The following is a 16,751-nucleotide window of genomic DNA, read 5'->3' as shown; positions in this document are numbered from 1 at the left end:
TAATTATTTCCGATCCATTTCTTTCATAAGCGTGATCACACGGTCATTTTCGGCAGGAGTACCGACCGTAAACCGCAGACAACCCTTACATCCGGTGACACGGTTTCGATTACGGACTATCACACCGTCGGCTATAAGTCCGTCATAAACACCGTCGGGATCATCAACCTCGACAAGTAGGAAATTTGCATCGGAATGATGGACTTTATGAACCATAGCCAGCTGCTGTAATGTGTCAGCCAGCCTACTGCGCTCACTGATGATTTCATTTACCGCGTTACGGATGTCCGTTGATTCAATTCTGCGTAAAAGTTCCTCCTGCGTAGGTCCGTTGACATTATATGGATATTTCACGCGGGCGAAAAGTTCAGCTATTTCAGGCGAAGCAAACGCCATGCCCATCCGGAGTGAAGCCATACCCCATGCCTTTGAGAATGTCTGCATCACAATCAGGTTGGGATACTTGTCGAGAACTCCGAGCAGCGATGGATAGGGAGAGAAATCAATATATGCCTCATCGACCACGACCATACCGTTGAAGCTTTCCAGCAGACGGATTATTTCTTCCGGATGGAAGGCATTTCCGGTAGGGTTATTAGGCGAACAGATCCACATAATCTTACTGTTGGAGTCAGCAGCATCCAGAAGAGCATCAACAGGAAGAGAGTAGTCATCGCCAAGAGGTACCTTACGGAGCGCGATATCATTAATCTCGGCACTCACTTCATAGACACCATAGGTCGGAGCAATGGATATGACATTATCTATACCCGGTCGGCAGAATATACGATAGACCAGATCAATTGCCTCGTCGCTTCCTGCCCCTCCGATAAAGATCTGCTCCTCCCGAACTCCTTTCAGGGCAGCAATGGCATGTTTAAGCTTCTTCTGATGAGGATCGGGGTAACGGTTCAGTCCGTTAGGATAAGGATTTTCATTCGCATCGAGCCACACTGAAATGTCGCCCCCCTTGAATTCATCGCGTGCAGTCGAATATGGTTCGAGTGCAAGAATGTTGGGACGTACGAAGTCGAGTGGATTTATCTTTTTGTCCATCGTTTCAAAAGCGGTAGTAGTTGGTGATATTCGGTTTATGACAGGAATGATCAAAGATCTTTATTCATCATTCTGACCTTGACTGCAAGTGCATGGGCATCGAGACCTTCTGCACCGGCCATGGTGATTATTGCAGGAGCGATCGCTGTGAGCCCGGCGGAAGTAAGTTCCTGATAGGTTATCTTACGCATAAAGCTGTCGAGATTTACTCCGCTGTACGAGCGTGCCCATGCACCTGTGGGAAGCGTATGATTTGTTCCCGATGCATAGTCTCCGGCACTCTCAGGAGAATAATTGCCAATGAACACACTGCCGGCTGCACGTACTTTTGATGCAATCGTCCATGGATCACGCATAGAAATGATCAGGTGTTCCGGAGCATAAGCATTGACAAAATCAAGCATAGTATCATGATTACCGAATACAATCATACGACTATGGGATAGAGAAGCTTCCACTGAATTTACACGGCTCAACTGCATGGTGAGACGTTTCACTTCCGCATCAACGGCCGTAGCTATATCTTGAGAATCACATACAAGGATCGCCTGACTGTCAGGCCCATGTTCGGCCTGCGAAAGAAGATCAGCCGCGATGAATGTAGGGTCAGCACTCGAATCAGCCATTACGAGCACTTCGCTTGGACCGGCAGGCATGTCTATAGCTACTACAGAGCTTAACTGCTGCTTAGCTTTGGTGACGTAGCGGTTGCCCGGTCCGAATATCTTATCGACACGAGGTATGCTCTCTGTCCTCAAGGCCATTGCAGCTATAGCTTGTGCGCCACCGATACGATATATACGGTCTATACCGCAGACCGATGCGGCATAAAGTATCTCAGCTGCAATTGGCTGACCGTGACCCTGCGGAGTACATAACACTATTTCCCGACAACCGGCTATCCTTGCCGGACAGGCGAGCATAAGCACGGTAGAAAATAGCGGAGCTTGCCCGCCGGGTATATAAAGACCTACCTTATCAATCGGGACAGCACGCTGAACACATCTGACACCGGGCACAGTCTGGACATCAACTGAAGCAGGACGCTGCGCCTCATGGAATTTCGATATGTTTTCCTTAGCGATAGCTATAGCAGCCTTAACTTCGTCGCTCACCTTTGCGCATGCCTCCGCAATTTCTGCTTCGGACACTTCAAGAGCTGTCACGGTCATGCCGTCGAATTTCAGAGCCATCTCGCGCAAAGCCACGTCTCCCCTGTCACGAACATCTTCAATGATAGCTTTGACAGCCCGCTCTACGGCAGGATCATCTGGAATATTGCGTTCGGTGAGAGCGTCCCATTCGGCAACAGGAGGTTCAATGAATGTCTGCATTACCTGTTCTTGTTAATTCAGTTTTATTTTACGATATTTTCGAGGACAAGAACCAGAATGTCCTCCGCTCCGATAGCTTTAAGTTTCTCAATGCGTTCCCACAACTGTGATTCAGGAATCACAGCATGTACTGAGACCCAGTCAGAATCAGCGAGGGGAAGAATAGTCGGACTTTTCATGCCGGGGAGCACCTTGATAGCCTCGTCAAGCGACACCTTCGGTAGATTCATGAGCACATATTTCATTCCACGACTCTCAATTATGGAGCGGAAACGGAAACAGAGCTTATCAAGTTCCTCCTGCTTATCAGTCGGCAGTCCGGGAGTGGCAATAAGTACTGCCTGAGATTCAACAACGGATGCAACCTCCACAAGACCGTTCTGGATCAACGTACCTCCGGAAGATACAATATCGAAGATCGAATCAGCCATACCGACAGCAGGAGCAATCTCTACGGAACCTGTAATGGTATGGATCTTGGCGTTTATATTTTTCTCTTTAAGGAAACGTGAGAGTATGGCAGGATAGGAAGTTGCGATGCGCTTACCTTCAAACCATCCGAGATCCTTGTAATCAGCCTCACGCGGGACTGCAAGACTAAGCCTGCACCCACCGAAACCAAGATCAAGCACACGAACCACATCTGCATCCTTCTCCATAACCTCGTTGAGCCCGACAATACCGATGTCTGCAGTACCCATGGCAACCGCCTGAGGGATATCATCATCACGAAGGAGAAGCAGATCTACCGGAAAACCCTTGGCATGGGCTATCAGTGAACGGCTACCTATTGAAGCCGAAATTCCGGCATCAGCAAGCAGGGCTACAGTCTTTTCATTCAATCGCCCCTTGGCCTGTATGGCAATTCTTAACATATTTTTGTCTTTTCTTGGAAATTGAATTGCAAAGTTATGATTTTATTTTCAAATTTCGCCAAAACCAACAAAAATAACCTCAAAATGTCATTTTTGCACTTTGAGAATTGATATTGTCTAAAAATTTATTCTCCGAAACAGAATATCGAGTACCCGATGATGATACAATTATGATTACATCGGGTACTCGATATTTATTAGGATTAAACAGATTGTGCTATAAGCCTTACTTATTTACCGTCCGGGAAGCTTGTGAAATAACGGCGTTCCTGTTCTGGAATACCGGAAACCTGTTTTTGAGCTGCAATAGCTTTGATGAGGAATGCCATATTGCGACCAAGATTGCGCATGGTCTGAAGTCCTTCAAGATCCTTTTCGACATCTTCTGCCGTGAAACCGTGAACCTCATTCCAGTAAGTGCTTGAAACCACGGGCATGGAAGTCATGGTGAAGTACTTGTTGATCTCATCGAATGCCGATGTCGAACCGCCTCTGCGTGAAGAGATGACAGCCGCACCGACCTTCATCGTCTTGTCAAACGTTCCTGAGGTCGAGTAATAAAGTCTGTCAAGGAACGCGAGGACTTGACCGTTGGAACCTGCATAATATGTCGGAGATCCGACAACTATACCATCGGCTTCAGCAAAAATGGCTGCCGCCTCATTAACCTCGTCATGAAACACACATTCGCCATGTTTACGGCAAAACTGGCAGGATATGCAGCCACGAATGTCCTTATTACCGATATCCATTCTTACAGTCTCAATACCTGCATCTTGCAGAGTGGATTCAACTTCGCTGAGCGCACGAGAGCTACATCCGTGGAGATGTGGACTGCCGTTTATGATGAGTACTTTCATAATTTATGATAGTTATGTGATGATTATATTTTACAGAAAATAAACAATAATAACTCTGTAAGGGTTTAAACTTTAATCAAAAACCTATTCAAATGAAAAAACAGACTCCTATCGAGAAGATATATGAAGCTTGGACAGCCGTTGCCGACGGACGTGTGAAGATCATGACCGACAGCACCGAGGATTCAGGATGTGCGGAAGTAGAATCATCGGATCATGCAAAGATCTACGCCGTCACTTGGCGTGACGGCGGAAAGATATTCACATCAACCGACAACGCCACTTTCTGGCAGGGTTATCCGGGCTATCCCGTCATTGCCGTTATGATGAAACTCGGACGTCTCCCCTACGCAGAAGAGATAGCCAGCGAGTTTTCCGATATCAACTGGACAAAGCTCAATGCCGAACATCGCAGAGACTATGCAGCTGCATTGCTACACGTAGAGCGTAAACGCAATATCGACCCTGAAGCAGCAGCCGCTGCTGCATCAATAGCCTATACAGCTCTGCTTGAAAACTATCCGGTCGTCAAAAGGAAATGACGCATCAATCAAATTCCCCGCACTCCCTGTCCCGCTCTTTACATTAAGAATGCACAATGAAGACAGGTGAAAATAATAATATTCTCATCAACTATTATATATATGATGTCGCCCGACTGCTTCCGACGGATGAGACCGTCATTCGGCAATCGGGCGATATGAATATTGAAATCAGAATAACAGAGGTCGTTAATTCTGTAGTGTAGCATGAAGCTCGGCGCGTCGATCCTGCGCAGCCGTGGGATATGCGTGCGTCTGACCCTTACCGGTGGTCTTGACATGACTGGCAGGTACACCGTGAGCCACGAGATAATCACCGACCTTCTTCGCGCGGCGTTCACTCAATCGCTGATTATAGGCGGCATTACCACTTTCGTCGGTGTATGCAACGACTGCGACATAAGCTCCGCTATCCGCTGCCTTATCCGCGAATTCGTCCAGTGCGGCATCATCAATTATCTCAGATCCGTTAAGCGGGAAAAGATAGACCAGATCAGCGGGAAGAGCGTCGGCTGATTCAGCAACTCTGACTACTTTTACAACAGGAGTAGCGGCCATGGCCTTTAATGTACCGGGGCGTTTGTATTTAAGTTGGGCTGTCGGTACATTATCTGCCCGCAATGGTCCGATCTCAGTTGGATCATGCTGTGCACGATAGGAAAAGAAATATATCGAACCGATAAGGACGGCTATAACAAGCGCGGCAAGTCCGGCCCATCCCAATGATCCGTAACCATGTCCCCCTGAAACGGCGGCAGTAGCGGCTACCGGCTCAGTCTCATCCGCGAGAGGTGCGGCTGCTACAGTCTCCTCTTCGTGAGCGGTCAGTTCAAGAGGTTCCGGATGCTCCGGCAACCTTTCCTGATAGTCTTTGTGGTTTTTCATAATGAATAGCGTTTAGTGAGTATTGACTAAGAGAGGTGTCTGCTATTAAAACACTTGAGACAGGGTTGATTGATGGCCTCCTCCGGTTAATTTCTCTAAAAACTGGCAGAACAAATTCCCAAAAAACGTCAAAACTCATTCTCGCTCTCTTTTCAGCAGCTAATCATTCTTTTTTATCTGTCCTACTGTTTTCAAGTATCTGAGTCTTCTTGAATTTATTCCAACGATCATTGAAATTACGATGCGATTTATAATAAGTGATTCCTGTGACCTGTTTAAGTAAGGTCAACGCACGTCTGCCTATGTGATTATTGTGTTTTCCGAAATGAGGGCTGACAAGCCTTACATCCGGCTCCACATCAAGCCGGATACTGTCTCGGTCAAGAGTATTGACACGCTCTATCAACGTCAGGATTTCCGGTTGTAATTCCGGAGCATCCGATGGTCTGAGCATACCGATTACGGAGGGATCAAATTTATGATCGGCCCATTTCTTAGCTTCCTTAACAGTAATATATTCCTTATCCAATATGTAAACCTCCGCAGACGTATCGACGAAAAATGGTTCGTCACGTTTATTGAACCTGAACATATCGTGTCCCCTTCCCTTGGAACTGATAGTAAACGAATAGCCGTTCAGATCAATTGGCGAAATCAGATTATTCGTGACATCCTCATAATCAAACCGCATTTTGAACTGCTCGAATTCAATATTTTTCCGAAAGAAAACGGATAAATCCGAGACCCACTTTCGACTTGTCGTATCAGCCAATACATCCACATTGACAGTGATCCGGTTTCCCTTTTTATTCCAGACCTCGGCAGGATCATATTTACCTCCTGATTTTACCGAAGCGTCCTTGTCGGAGCTCAACGCCTCAGGTAAATCCATCACCGGGCCGACACCGATCCAATCAGACCATGAGAAATGATGAATGCTTCTATCGCTCACACTGTCGCGCCCCATGTTATCCGTAAACCTGTAATATGATTTACTCGTAAGCACCCTCGGTATTGACCATCCCCTGAATTTAGATTTCTGATCCGGAGTCAGCATATAATCCACCATCTTTTCCCTGAAAAGATATACAGTATCCCTAAATGTTGTCAAAGTGGAGTATTCACGGACATATGCAAGTATGTGTAACACCTTGCGGTTACGTGATTCAAACACCACCTCAGGCAATTCGGAAATATTTTCCTGAAGAAAAATTGTATCGGATGTGATGGACATAAGTCTTTTGTCCTCAAAACCGAGATAACTGATAGTGACGGGAAATTTGTCTGCAGAAAGATGTGGAAGTCTCCCTTTTCCGTCGGTGATACCGATAGCTTTCCCCTTTTGATCAAATATAGATGCACCCGGCAACGGTAGTCGGGTCAGCGAATCCACCACAATTATGTGTCCCTCCATCGTTTCGCAGGAGAGGAGCATTACTATGATCAAAAAGAGACACCGAAGCATAGACATCATTGATGGTTAGACACGGCAAATGTACGACAAAACAGCTACAATAAACGGCTATTTATATGTAAAAGACATGTAGAAAAGTTAATACATAATAAAACGGAACATAAATGAGCCCATAAACACAACGAGTCCCATCGCTTACGGACGGGACTCATCGGAGTATCATAAAATATTGTCAGACGGTTATCAGTCCTCTATTGCGAGAAACACACCGCCGAGATCAAAGACGTATGTGTCAGGGCCAGCTATATTCAGCTCCACCTCATAAGCCTTGCCACGGTTAAGTTCGATCGATTCGACAGAACCTGCATAACCATCCTTTTCAAGGCGTTCGTATGCCTTGTGCGGAAGGAAATCCTTCACAACCGTAGCGGGAAGAACAGTATTGCCGGGGGCATCGATCTCCACGAGTTCACCTTTGGTATTGAATTCAAGATCGACACCGTTGCGGAGTTCCACTTCATACTTACCTTTAGCGAAATATTTCTCGCACTTCTGCACACCTGTATTTTTGAAATGCTTGTCAATAAACTTCTTGGCCTTATCTGGCAATTGTGAATAATCAGATGATCCAGCAACAGCAATACCGGGTGCACCACCACCGATAACAGGGACTTGCGCAACAGCATTAGCCGTTCCGAAAAGTATGGCCAAGGAGGCTACACCGGATATGAGACTTTTTAATTTCATAACTCTAAATTTTTTGTTATCTTTGCATTTATATTATAAACAACAGCCCTTTTACAACAAAAGTTTAATTGTACATCAAGGAGTTAACTCCTATTCACATTTCACACGAAACGGGTAGTAAGACCCACTTGACCACATCAAATTCTGGACTAATCTAATGTCATATATCAAGATAATAGATTCATCATTTGAGGACACGTGCGCACTTCCATTTGCAAGTGCGATAAAGGCCGGTTTTCCGAGCACTGCCGACGGCTGCGAACAGGATTCCATTGATTTTAACCGTGATCTTATCCGTCATCCCGAAGCCACGTTCTATGGCCGCGTCTATGGCGACTCCATGATTGATGCCGGAATCTGCGACGGCGATATCGCAGTGATTGACCGTTCGGTCGAAGCCAATGACGGCGACATAATAGTCGCATACGTCAACAATGAATTTACCATAAAATACCTTGACCTCTCCCATCGCCATCAGGGCTACATCGAACTGCGTCCTGCCAATCCGGCATTCAGCCCCATAAGGATATCGCGTACAGATGATTTCCGTGTGTGGGGTGTGGTGGTGTGGACCATCAAGAAATGGAAATCCTGAACGGAATCATATCAGTGTTTAAATTCCATCTATGTTCTACGCCATCTGTGACTGTGACAACTGTTTTGTAAGCTGCGAGCGTGTGTTTCGTCCCGATCTCGAAGGACGAGCTGTGGTCGTGCTTTCCAACAACGACGGCTGTGTCGTTGCCCGCAGTCGTGAGGCCAAGGCTCTCGGAGTGAAGATGGGAATGCCGTTCTATCAGATGCGCCGTCAATTCTCGGAAAGTCAGGTCATGGCTTTTTCATCCAACCATGAACTCTACACCGACATGACAGCCCGCGTCATGAGCCTTATCAGAAAATTCGCACCCTCATTTTTCCGCTACTCCATAGACGAAGCTTTCTGCATACTTCCGGAAATGGACTATGAGGAGGTAAAAGCTTGGGGTGAACGGCTGTCAGCATGGATAGGGAGAGCGACAGGGATGCCGTTGAGCATAGGGATAGCTCGCAACAAGACGCTTGCAAAAATGGCGGTCCACTTTGCAAAAAATTATCCCGGCTACCGTCACTGCTGCGTAATAGATTCGGATGAAAAGCGACTCAAGGCTCTCGCCCTGACAGACATTGGCGACATCTGGGGAATAGGGCGCAAACTTGGCGCGCGACTCTCTCGTCAGAATGTAATCTCAGCCCTTGACTTCGCATCGCGTCCAGCCGAGTGGATCAAGGCTCAGGTAAATATAAGCGCTGAACGGACGTGGCGTGAACTGCGTGGCGAGGATTGTATCCCTGATGAGGAGATGGCACCGAGAAAATCCATCACCCGCAGCCGTAGCTTTGCCTCGATGGTGAGCGACTTGCCGACGCTCCGCACCCACGTCGCCAATTTTGCAGCTAAGTGTGCTGAAAAGTTACGCCGTCAGAATTCCGTAGCCTCTACTGTTGGTGTCTTTATCGTGACAAACCGTCACCGGGAGGATCTCCCGCAGTACGGCCAGATGATTGACTTCCGTCTGGCCAATCCGTCCGCCGCCACCATTGATATTGTCGAGGGGGCGGTCAGGGCTCTTGACCACATATTCCGCGAAGGTTATGCCTACAAGAAAGCAGGCGTCATACTCATGGGAATATCCGAGCCGGAAGGGACACAGCATGACCTATTCGACTATGATCCCGAAAAGGCTGAACGCAGGCGACGTCTCGACGAGGCTCTTGACAAACTTAACCGCGTGAACGGTCGCGGGACAGTGACCCTTGGAGCACAGATCTATCCGGCGCCCACTTCGTGCAAATCCGCTTCGGACATAATGCGCCACGAACACCGTTCGCCTTGTCCCACCACACGCTGGGACGATATCATCACCTTGCATTGAATTGCAGAATATTTTGTGTAATTTTGCATCATGATTTATCCTGAAAGAATTGAAGAAAAAATCGGTTTCAGCGGTGTGCGAGCCGAGATTGCATCGCGCTGTCACTGCGACGGCTCTCGCCAACGTTGCACCGACATGGCTTTTCTCACTGATTTCAAAGCCATTCGTGAATCCCTGCTGGCTGTCAGCGAAATGTCAGCTGCCAACCACAGCGATGAAACCGTCCCCCTCGAAGGGGTTAACGATATAGACAGTAATCTCTCGCTCATCAAGATACCCGGAACATTCCTTGAGATCAAAGATCTCGTGAAGGTGCGCCGTATGCTCGACTGTTTCGGTGCGGTGGCCTCTTTCTTCCAACGCTACAGAAGTACCGGCCACACTCCCTACCCCGTGCTATCGGAAATAGCCGAGGAGCTGGCCTACATCCCTCCTTCGCTCGGAATGCTCATAGATCATGCCGTTGATTCTACCTCCGGACTCATCAAGGATAATGCATCGCCCGCACTGGCCGAGATACGCTCACGCTTGAGAGGTATGTCAGGACGTGTCAATTCCATTCTGCGCCGTGTGCTGAGTTCAGCCATATCGCAGGGATGGCTCGAACCTGACACTACACCTGCCGTGCGCGACGGTCGTCTCGTCATCCCCGTCCCTCCGATGAACAAGCGTAAAATCCAAGGTATAGTCCACGACGAATCAGCTTCAGGAAAGACACTGTTCATCGAGCCCGCTGAGGTTGTCGAGGCCAATAATCTCACACGTGAGCTTCAGTTGGAAGAACACCGCGAGATCATCCGCATTCTCACCTCGATAGCTGACCAACTCCGCCCGCATATACCGGAAATGCTTACCGGAGCGGCCATCATCTATCATCTCGATTTCATTCATGCAAAAGCCCTCTACGCTGATGCTGTCGGCGGCATGATGCCCAATCTGCACGACGGTGAGGAAATGGAATGGTATCACGCATGTCATCCCGTGCTTAAACTCTCACTCGAACGTCAGCACCGCGAGATAGTCCCGATCGACATCCGTCTCGACAAATCGCAGAGGATACTCGTGATCTCCGGTCCGAACGCGGGCGGAAAATCCGTCTGCCTTAAAACCGTCGGCACGCTCCAGTACATGCTTCAGTGCGGTATCCTTCCCCCGGTTTATGACAATTCTCACTTCGGAGTGTTCAAGGATATGTTTGTGGATATCGGTGACGACCAATCGTTCGAGGATGACCTATCGACCTATAGCAGCCACCTGCGCAGTATGAAATTCATGCTCCAGCGCGGACGTAAAGGCTCGCTCTTCCTGATCGACGAGATGGGTTCGGGCACTGAGCCGCAGATAGGTGGTGCGTTGGCCCGTGCGATCCTCGAACAGATGAATTCCAAAGAGATGTGGGGTATAGTGACCACCCACTATCAGATCCTGAAACAGTTCGCCGAGGATACCCCCGGACTGATCAACGGCTCTATGCTCTATGACCGTCATCTGATGCAGCCGATGTTCAAGCTTTCGCTCGGCAACCCCGGCTCTTCGTTTGCCGTCGAGATCGCGCGCAAGATCGGACTGCCGTCCGAGATCATTTCGGCCGCTGAGGAGATCGTCGGCAAGGAATATATGAATCTCGACAATTATCTCCTTGACATCACCCGCGACAAGCGGTATTGGGAAAATAAGCGTACTTCTATACGCCAGAAGGAAAAGAAACTCGAACAGATGATTGCGCAGTATTCCGAGGATGCCGATCAGCTTCGCAGCAAACGCCGCGACATCATTGAGGAGGCTCGCACAGAGGCACGTAAGATTCTCGACTCATCCAATGCGGTGATCGAGCGCACTATTGCCGATATAAAGGAAGCGAATGCCGAACGCGAACGCACACTTGAAGCACGTCGCCGCCTCAAGGAAGAACGACTTGCTCTGGAGAAAGATGCGCGCAACCACCACGACAACAATGCCATCCTTTCAAAAGCTCCCAAAAAGAAAAAGAATAAGGGTGGCACACAGGCTACACAACCAGCTCAGCCGAAAGTAGAGATAACTCCGGGTGTCAACGTGCGTCTCGACGGTGCAGGTACGGTCGGCACAGTGCTTGAGGTGTCGGGCAAGAACGCGATCGTGGCTTTCGGCCATCTCAAGACCAATGTAAAGATCGACCGCTTGACCGTAACCAACGCCCAGCCAAAATCTGCCGCAAAATCCACCGTCTCTATGCAGACCATTGATTCCGGCTACGAACGTCAACTCAACTTCAAGCAGGAAATAGACCTCCGTGGAATGCGTGCGGATGAGGCCATACAGGCTGTCACATATTTTATTGACGATGCCATCCGTTTCAGCATATCACGTGTGCGTATCCTGCACGGGACGGGTACCGGAGCTTTGCGTCAGGCAGTCCGCTCCCTTCTCGCCACAACCCCCGGCATTGAGTCATTCCACGATGAGGATGTCCGTTTCGGCGGCGCAGGCATAACGGTCGTGAATTTAAAATAAGTCGTATAGTGGCTGCCTCCACACACCTTAAACACTAAACTTTTAAAAATTCGCTTGCCGTTTGAAATTTAGTTTGTAAATTTGTCCTCAAAGAAAACATCCAAGTTAAAATCATCAAATTTCAATTGATAATGGCAACCAAACCTTTCCACTATCAGCCCATGTTTCCCCTTGGGCCGGATACGACCGAATACTATAAGCTCACTTCCGATTATGTGAAGGTTGAGAATTGGGGCGGTCACGAATTTCTTGTAATTGATCCCGAAGCCCTCACTGTACTCGCACGTGCCTGCACGCATGACAACGCTTTCATGCTCCGCCGCGAACACAACGAGATGGTGGCAAAGATCCTTTCAGATCCCGAAGCTTCTGAGAACGACAAGTTCGTAGCCCTCACCATGCTCCGCAATGCTGAAGTGGCAGCCAAGGGAGCTCTCCCCTTCTGTCAGGACACCGGTACAGCCATCGTTCACGGTGAAAAAGGCCAGAACGTCTATACCGGTTGCGATGACGAGGAAATGTTGAGCAAAGGCGTATATCTGACTTATACAACAGACAACCTCCGCTACTCGCAGAACGCACCTCTCACCATGTATGACGAGGTGAACACCGGCTGTAACCTCCCCGCGCAGATCGACATTCATGCAGGTGAAGGCGATGAATATAAATTCCTCTTCGTAGCTAAAGGTGGTGGTTCTGCCAACAAGACATATCTCTATCAGGAGACCAAAGCAATTCTTAATCCCAAGACTCTCGTACCCTTCCTCGTGGAGAAAATGAAGAGCCTCGGCACTGCTGCATGTCCTCCCTACCACATCGCATTTGTCATCGGTGGCACATCTGCTGAAAAGAATCTTGAGACAGTCAAGAAAGCATCTGTAAAATACTACGATAATCTTCCCGACCACGGTAACGAATATGGTCATGCATTCCGTGACCGCGAACTTGAAGCAGTCCTGAAGAAAGAAGCCGAACGTCTCGGTCTCGGTGCGCAGTTCGGTGGCAAATATTTCGCTCACGATATCCGTGTGATCCGTCTCCCCCGTCACGGTGCATCATGTCCCGTAGGTCTCGGTGTTTCATGCTCAGCTGACCGAAACATCAAGGCCAAGATCAACCGTGAAGGTCTTTGGATTGAGAAACTTGACAACAATCCCGGCGAACTCATCCCGGAGGAATACCGCAAGCAGGGCGAAGGCAACGTAGTTAAGATCGATCTTAACCGTCCCATGTCCGAAATCCTTGCCGAGCTAACAAAATACCCTGTCGCTACCCGTCTCTCTCTCAACGGAACGATTATCGTCGGTCGCGATATCGCACATGCCAAGATCAAAGAGCGTCTTGACAAGGGTGAACCTATGCCCCAGTACCTTAAAGATCACCCCATTTATTACGCCGGTCCTGCCAAAACTCCCGAAGGAATGCCCTCAGGCTCATTCGGCCCCACGACAGCCGGACGTATGGACTCGTACGTCGATCAGTTCCAAGACGCAGGCGGCTCAATGGTGATGATCGCCAAGGGTAACCGCAGCAAGCAGGTGACCGACGCATGTCAGAAACATGGCGGTTTCTACCTCGGATCTATCGGTGGTCCTGCCGCTATCCTCGCACAGAACAGCATCAAGAAAGTCGAGCTCCTCGAATATCCTGAACTCGGCATGGAAGCAATCTGGAAGATCGAGGTCGAGGATTTCCCCGCATTCATCCTCGTAGATGATAAGGGCAACGATTTCTTTACTGAGATCTCCAACCGTTGCTCCGGATGTCCGATCGTTGACGACAAACATTGATCCCGCTTATCCGGCAAAATTTATATGGCAGCTATCTATCCGTGAATATCTGATTTCCTGATAGTGTGACACTACAAATTTGCTGAATACAATTCATAGGACTAACGGCCCGAAGATATTTAGTCTTCCTGTCCGTTAGTCCTTTTTCAAACGCAGCCTTTTCACATTGAGCATAAATATCTATGACATACGCCGCCGTGGCGTCATCGGTTTCCTACTGCTTTCTATAGTAGTAGTAAGCCTATTTCTGCTCTACTCGGACTACCTTGTCAAAGACCTGTCGGAACAGGAGCGGGCAAGAATGCAGATCTGGGCAGATGCCACACGTGAACTTGTCAATCCCACCAACCCCGACAGCCACGGGAGCGGAAATGTCGATTTCCTGCTTTCGATCATCGAACGTAACCGCACTATTCCTGTCCTGCTCACAGATGATGCCGGTCAGATAATCATGCAGCGAAATTTCTCGTTGCCTGATCCCTCTGACTCACTCTCGCTTTTCACCCTCAGCGATGCCAATATCAGCTTCCTTACAGGAAAACTCGAAGCCTTGCGCAATAGCCCTAATGTAATCGAGATCGACATGGGCGATGCCGGAAAACAGTGGCTTTACTATGAGGACTCGAAAGTGCTTAAAAGTCTCAGCTTCTATCCTTATGTTCAAGTCCTTCTGCTGCTGGCTTTCGTGTTGATAGTCTATTACGCCGTATCATCCACAAAACGCGCGGAACAGAACAAGGTATGGGTAGGTCTTTCAAAAGAGACGGCCCATCAACTCGGCACACCCATCTCATCGCTTATGGCATGGATGGAACTGCTTGAAGAGTCAGGAGTCAGCCCTGAAACGGTTGCTGAAATGAATAAGGATGTGAAGCGTCTATCCACCATAGCTTCCCGCTTTTCAAAAATCGGTTCACGTCCGTCGATGGAACTTTACAATGTCAATGACATTGTTGAACATGCTGCAGATTATATGGCTACACGCATATCGCGCCGGATCTCACTGACGGTCAATCCATGGGAATCACCGTTAATCGCCACACTCTCACCACCTCTGACGGAATGGGTTATGGAAAATCTTATAAAAAATGCCGTCGATGCAATGGAAGGAAGCGGATCTATCACCATCACCATACGCCCTGAAAAGAACAAGGCCATGATCGAAGTCTCGGATACCGGAAAAGGCATTGCCCGTAAGAATCAGAAGGCGATCTTTAATCCCGGCTTTACCACAAAGAGCCGTGGATGGGGACTTGGACTCACACTCACAAAACGTATTATCGAAGAATATCACGGAGGTCTGATCTATGTAAAAAAATCGGAAATCGGCGTAGGAACGACTTTTGCAATCGAACTTCCACTTGCAGAGAAGCACGATGCATGAGCAAATACACCATATTAATCGTTAAATTAATAGGAAGCCATAAGCCAAACTAAAAACTAACCGATATGACCACTCTTCGACAACTACTAAATAATTCCCGCGAACGCCTCACATCCATCTATGGAGCTGGTGAAACTGAATGGCTGTTGCGGACAGTGATGGAACACGTCAAGGGCTGGGATCGTGTCGAACTCGTTCTCAGAGCTGATAAGGAGGTATCTGATTTTACCATTGAGCGTGTAAACGAAGCCGTCGATCGCCTTGTAGCCGGTGAACCGGTTCAGTATATCTACGGTGATACCTACTGGTATGGTATGCAACTCAAAGTCACTCCCAACGTACTTATACCGCGACCTGAAACTGAAGAACTCGTAGATCTTATCGTCAAGGACAATCCACAGAGCGATCTCCATGTGCTCGATGTCTGCACGGGGAGCGGATGCATTGCTGTAGCTCTTGCCAAAACGCTTAAATTTCCGGAAGTAAGTGCAATAGATATTTCGGAGGCAGCCCTGAAAATAGCTTCAGAAAATGCGTCCATACAGAAGGTGAAGATTGACCTCCGTAAAACAGATGCCCTTGCTCTTCCTGATTTAAAGGATGAGTATGACATTATCGTTTCAAATCCGCCATACGTCATGGAAAGTGAGAAGAAAGGCATGGATAAGAATGTGCTTGACCACGAACCTCATATCGCGCTCTTCGTTCCTGATTCAGATCCTTTGAAATTTTATACTGCCATCGCTGACTTCGCTATAAATGCGCTGAAGGATAACGGCCGGATCTATTTTGAATTGAATCCTCTGACGGCTGATACCCTTGCTGACAATATGCGCAAACAAGGTTGGAATGACGTGCAACTCCTACCCGACATGCACACACGTATCCGCTTTCTGACAGCACGAAAATAGCCACACCCCCACCTTTTTATTAAATCGAATATGCTTAAACGACGCGCCCCATTGACTTATGAAAACGCACTCTCGCGTGCGGCCGGACTCTGCGCCAAATGCGAACAGTGCTCTCCCGACATATTGAAAAAACTTGCAGCTTGGGGAGTGTCGCATTCAGAGTCACAAAGGGTCATAAAACGGCTGGAAGAGCTTAAATTTCTCGATGATCTGCGTTTTGCAAAGGCATACGCTCACGATAAACTTCACTTCAGCGGTTGGGGGCGGCGCAAGATCCAGCAAGGTTTGTGGGTGAAACGTCTTTCAACCTCCATTATTGAGCAAGCATGTGAGGATTTCGATAATGAAGACGAATCCGAAGCCTACCGTGCGATAGCTTTGCGTGTCATGAAAGCGAAGGTTCGTCAATTGAAAGAATGGCCCATGAGTCGTGAGGCCAAACTGAAGGTGATCAAATTCGCCATGTCACGAGGGTTTGAATATCCTCTCATTGTCAGCATTATGCGAAATCAGACGGATCTTCTCCATGATGATCCTGATGCCTGAA

15 protein-coding genes are annotated in these 16,751 nt (G+C 48.2%); 8 read left to right on the top strand and 7 right to left on the bottom strand.

Features of this window, described 5'->3' with window-relative positions; all coding sequences use genetic code 11:
• Positions 1-3: 3 nt before the first annotated feature.
• The 4 genes from hisC to K2G41_RS09670 all read right to left on the bottom strand — a co-directional run bounded on the left by hisC (position 4) and on the right by K2G41_RS09670 (position 4,125).
• Positions 4-1,056: a histidinol-phosphate transaminase gene (gene hisC, locus K2G41_RS09685; RefSeq protein ID WP_300117657.1), complete on the bottom strand. Its 1,053-nt coding sequence runs from the start codon at positions 1,054-1,056 to the stop codon at positions 4-6.
• Between the two features lie 50 nt (positions 1,057-1,106).
• Positions 1,107-2,390 carry a histidinol dehydrogenase gene (hisD, locus tag K2G41_RS09680; RefSeq protein WP_300117656.1) on the bottom strand — a complete coding sequence of 428 codons (1,284 nt, stop codon included), beginning with the start codon at positions 2,388-2,390 and terminating at the stop codon, positions 1,107-1,109.
• Positions 2,391-2,413: 23 nt separating this feature from the next.
• Positions 2,414-3,265 carry an ATP phosphoribosyltransferase gene (gene hisG, locus K2G41_RS09675; RefSeq protein ID WP_300117655.1) on the bottom strand — a complete coding sequence of 284 codons (852 nt, stop codon included), beginning with the start codon at positions 3,263-3,265 and terminating at the stop codon, positions 2,414-2,416.
• 230 nt (positions 3,266-3,495) lie between these two features.
• The gene (locus K2G41_RS09670) at positions 3,496-4,125 is read right to left on the bottom strand and encodes a flavodoxin family protein (RefSeq protein ID WP_300117654.1); all 630 of its coding nucleotides are present in this window, start codon (positions 4,123-4,125) and stop codon (positions 3,496-3,498) included.
• A gap of 92 nt (positions 4,126-4,217) precedes the next feature.
• Between K2G41_RS09670 and K2G41_RS09665 the strand changes: the two genes are divergently transcribed.
• Positions 4,218-4,667, top strand: coding sequence for a hypothetical protein (locus K2G41_RS09665; protein WP_300117653.1), 450 nt, complete (start codon positions 4,218-4,220; stop codon positions 4,665-4,667).
• A gap of 189 nt (positions 4,668-4,856) precedes the next feature.
• Here the strand turns inward: K2G41_RS09665 and K2G41_RS09660 are convergent, their stop codons facing one another.
• From K2G41_RS09660 to K2G41_RS09650, 3 genes are all read right to left on the bottom strand, one after another.
• Positions 4,857-5,552, bottom strand: a complete 696-nt coding sequence (locus K2G41_RS09660; RefSeq protein WP_300117652.1) for an OmpA family protein — start codon at positions 5,550-5,552, stop codon at positions 4,857-4,859.
• 163 nt (positions 5,553-5,715) lie between these two features.
• Complete coding sequence (locus tag K2G41_RS09655; protein ID WP_300117651.1) at positions 5,716-6,948, bottom strand: hypothetical protein; 1,233 nt, start codon at positions 6,946-6,948, stop codon at positions 5,716-5,718.
• Positions 6,949-7,209: 261 nt separating this feature from the next.
• Positions 7,210-7,713 (bottom strand): PepSY-like domain-containing protein, encoded by a 504-nt coding sequence (locus K2G41_RS09650; protein ID WP_300117650.1) that lies wholly within the window; start codon positions 7,711-7,713, stop codon positions 7,210-7,212.
• A gap of 157 nt (positions 7,714-7,870) precedes the next feature.
• Here K2G41_RS09650 and umuD point away from each other — a divergent pair, with 157 nt between their 5' ends.
• From umuD to K2G41_RS09615, 7 genes are all read left to right on the top strand, one after another.
• Positions 7,871-8,308 carry a translesion error-prone DNA polymerase V autoproteolytic subunit gene (gene umuD, locus K2G41_RS09645; RefSeq protein ID WP_300117649.1) on the top strand — a complete coding sequence of 146 codons (438 nt, stop codon included), beginning with the start codon at positions 7,871-7,873 and terminating at the stop codon, positions 8,306-8,308.
• A gap of 31 nt (positions 8,309-8,339) precedes the next feature.
• Entirely contained in the window at positions 8,340-9,626 is a 1,287-nt protein-coding gene (locus K2G41_RS09640) for a Y-family DNA polymerase (RefSeq protein WP_300117648.1), read from the top strand.
• 30 nt (positions 9,627-9,656) lie between these two features.
• Entirely contained in the window at positions 9,657-12,119 is a 2,463-nt protein-coding gene (locus K2G41_RS09635; RefSeq protein ID WP_300117647.1) for a Smr/MutS family protein, read from the top strand.
• Between the two features lie 131 nt (positions 12,120-12,250).
• Positions 12,251-13,909, top strand: a complete 1,659-nt coding sequence (locus tag K2G41_RS09630) for a fumarate hydratase (protein ID WP_300117646.1) — start codon at positions 12,251-12,253, stop codon at positions 13,907-13,909.
• A 166-nt stretch (positions 13,910-14,075) separates the two neighbouring features.
• On the top strand, positions 14,076-15,293 hold the full coding sequence (locus tag K2G41_RS09625; protein WP_300117645.1) for an ATP-binding protein: 1,218 nt from the start codon (positions 14,076-14,078) through the stop codon (positions 15,291-15,293).
• Between the two features lie 65 nt (positions 15,294-15,358).
• Entirely contained in the window at positions 15,359-16,204 is an 846-nt protein-coding gene (prmC, locus tag K2G41_RS09620; RefSeq protein ID WP_300117644.1) for a peptide chain release factor N(5)-glutamine methyltransferase, read from the top strand.
• Between the two features lie 30 nt (positions 16,205-16,234).
• A complete protein-coding gene (locus K2G41_RS09615; RefSeq protein ID WP_300117643.1) occupies positions 16,235-16,750 on the top strand; it encodes a regulatory protein RecX in 516 nt (171 codons plus the stop codon).
• Position 16,751 lies beyond the last annotated feature (1 nt).

The sequence above is a fragment of the Duncaniella sp. genome (genome assembly GCF_029056165.1).
Lineage (GTDB): Bacteria > Bacteroidota > Bacteroidia > Bacteroidales > Muribaculaceae > Duncaniella.
This window is presented reverse-complemented; position numbering and strand designations above follow the sequence as displayed.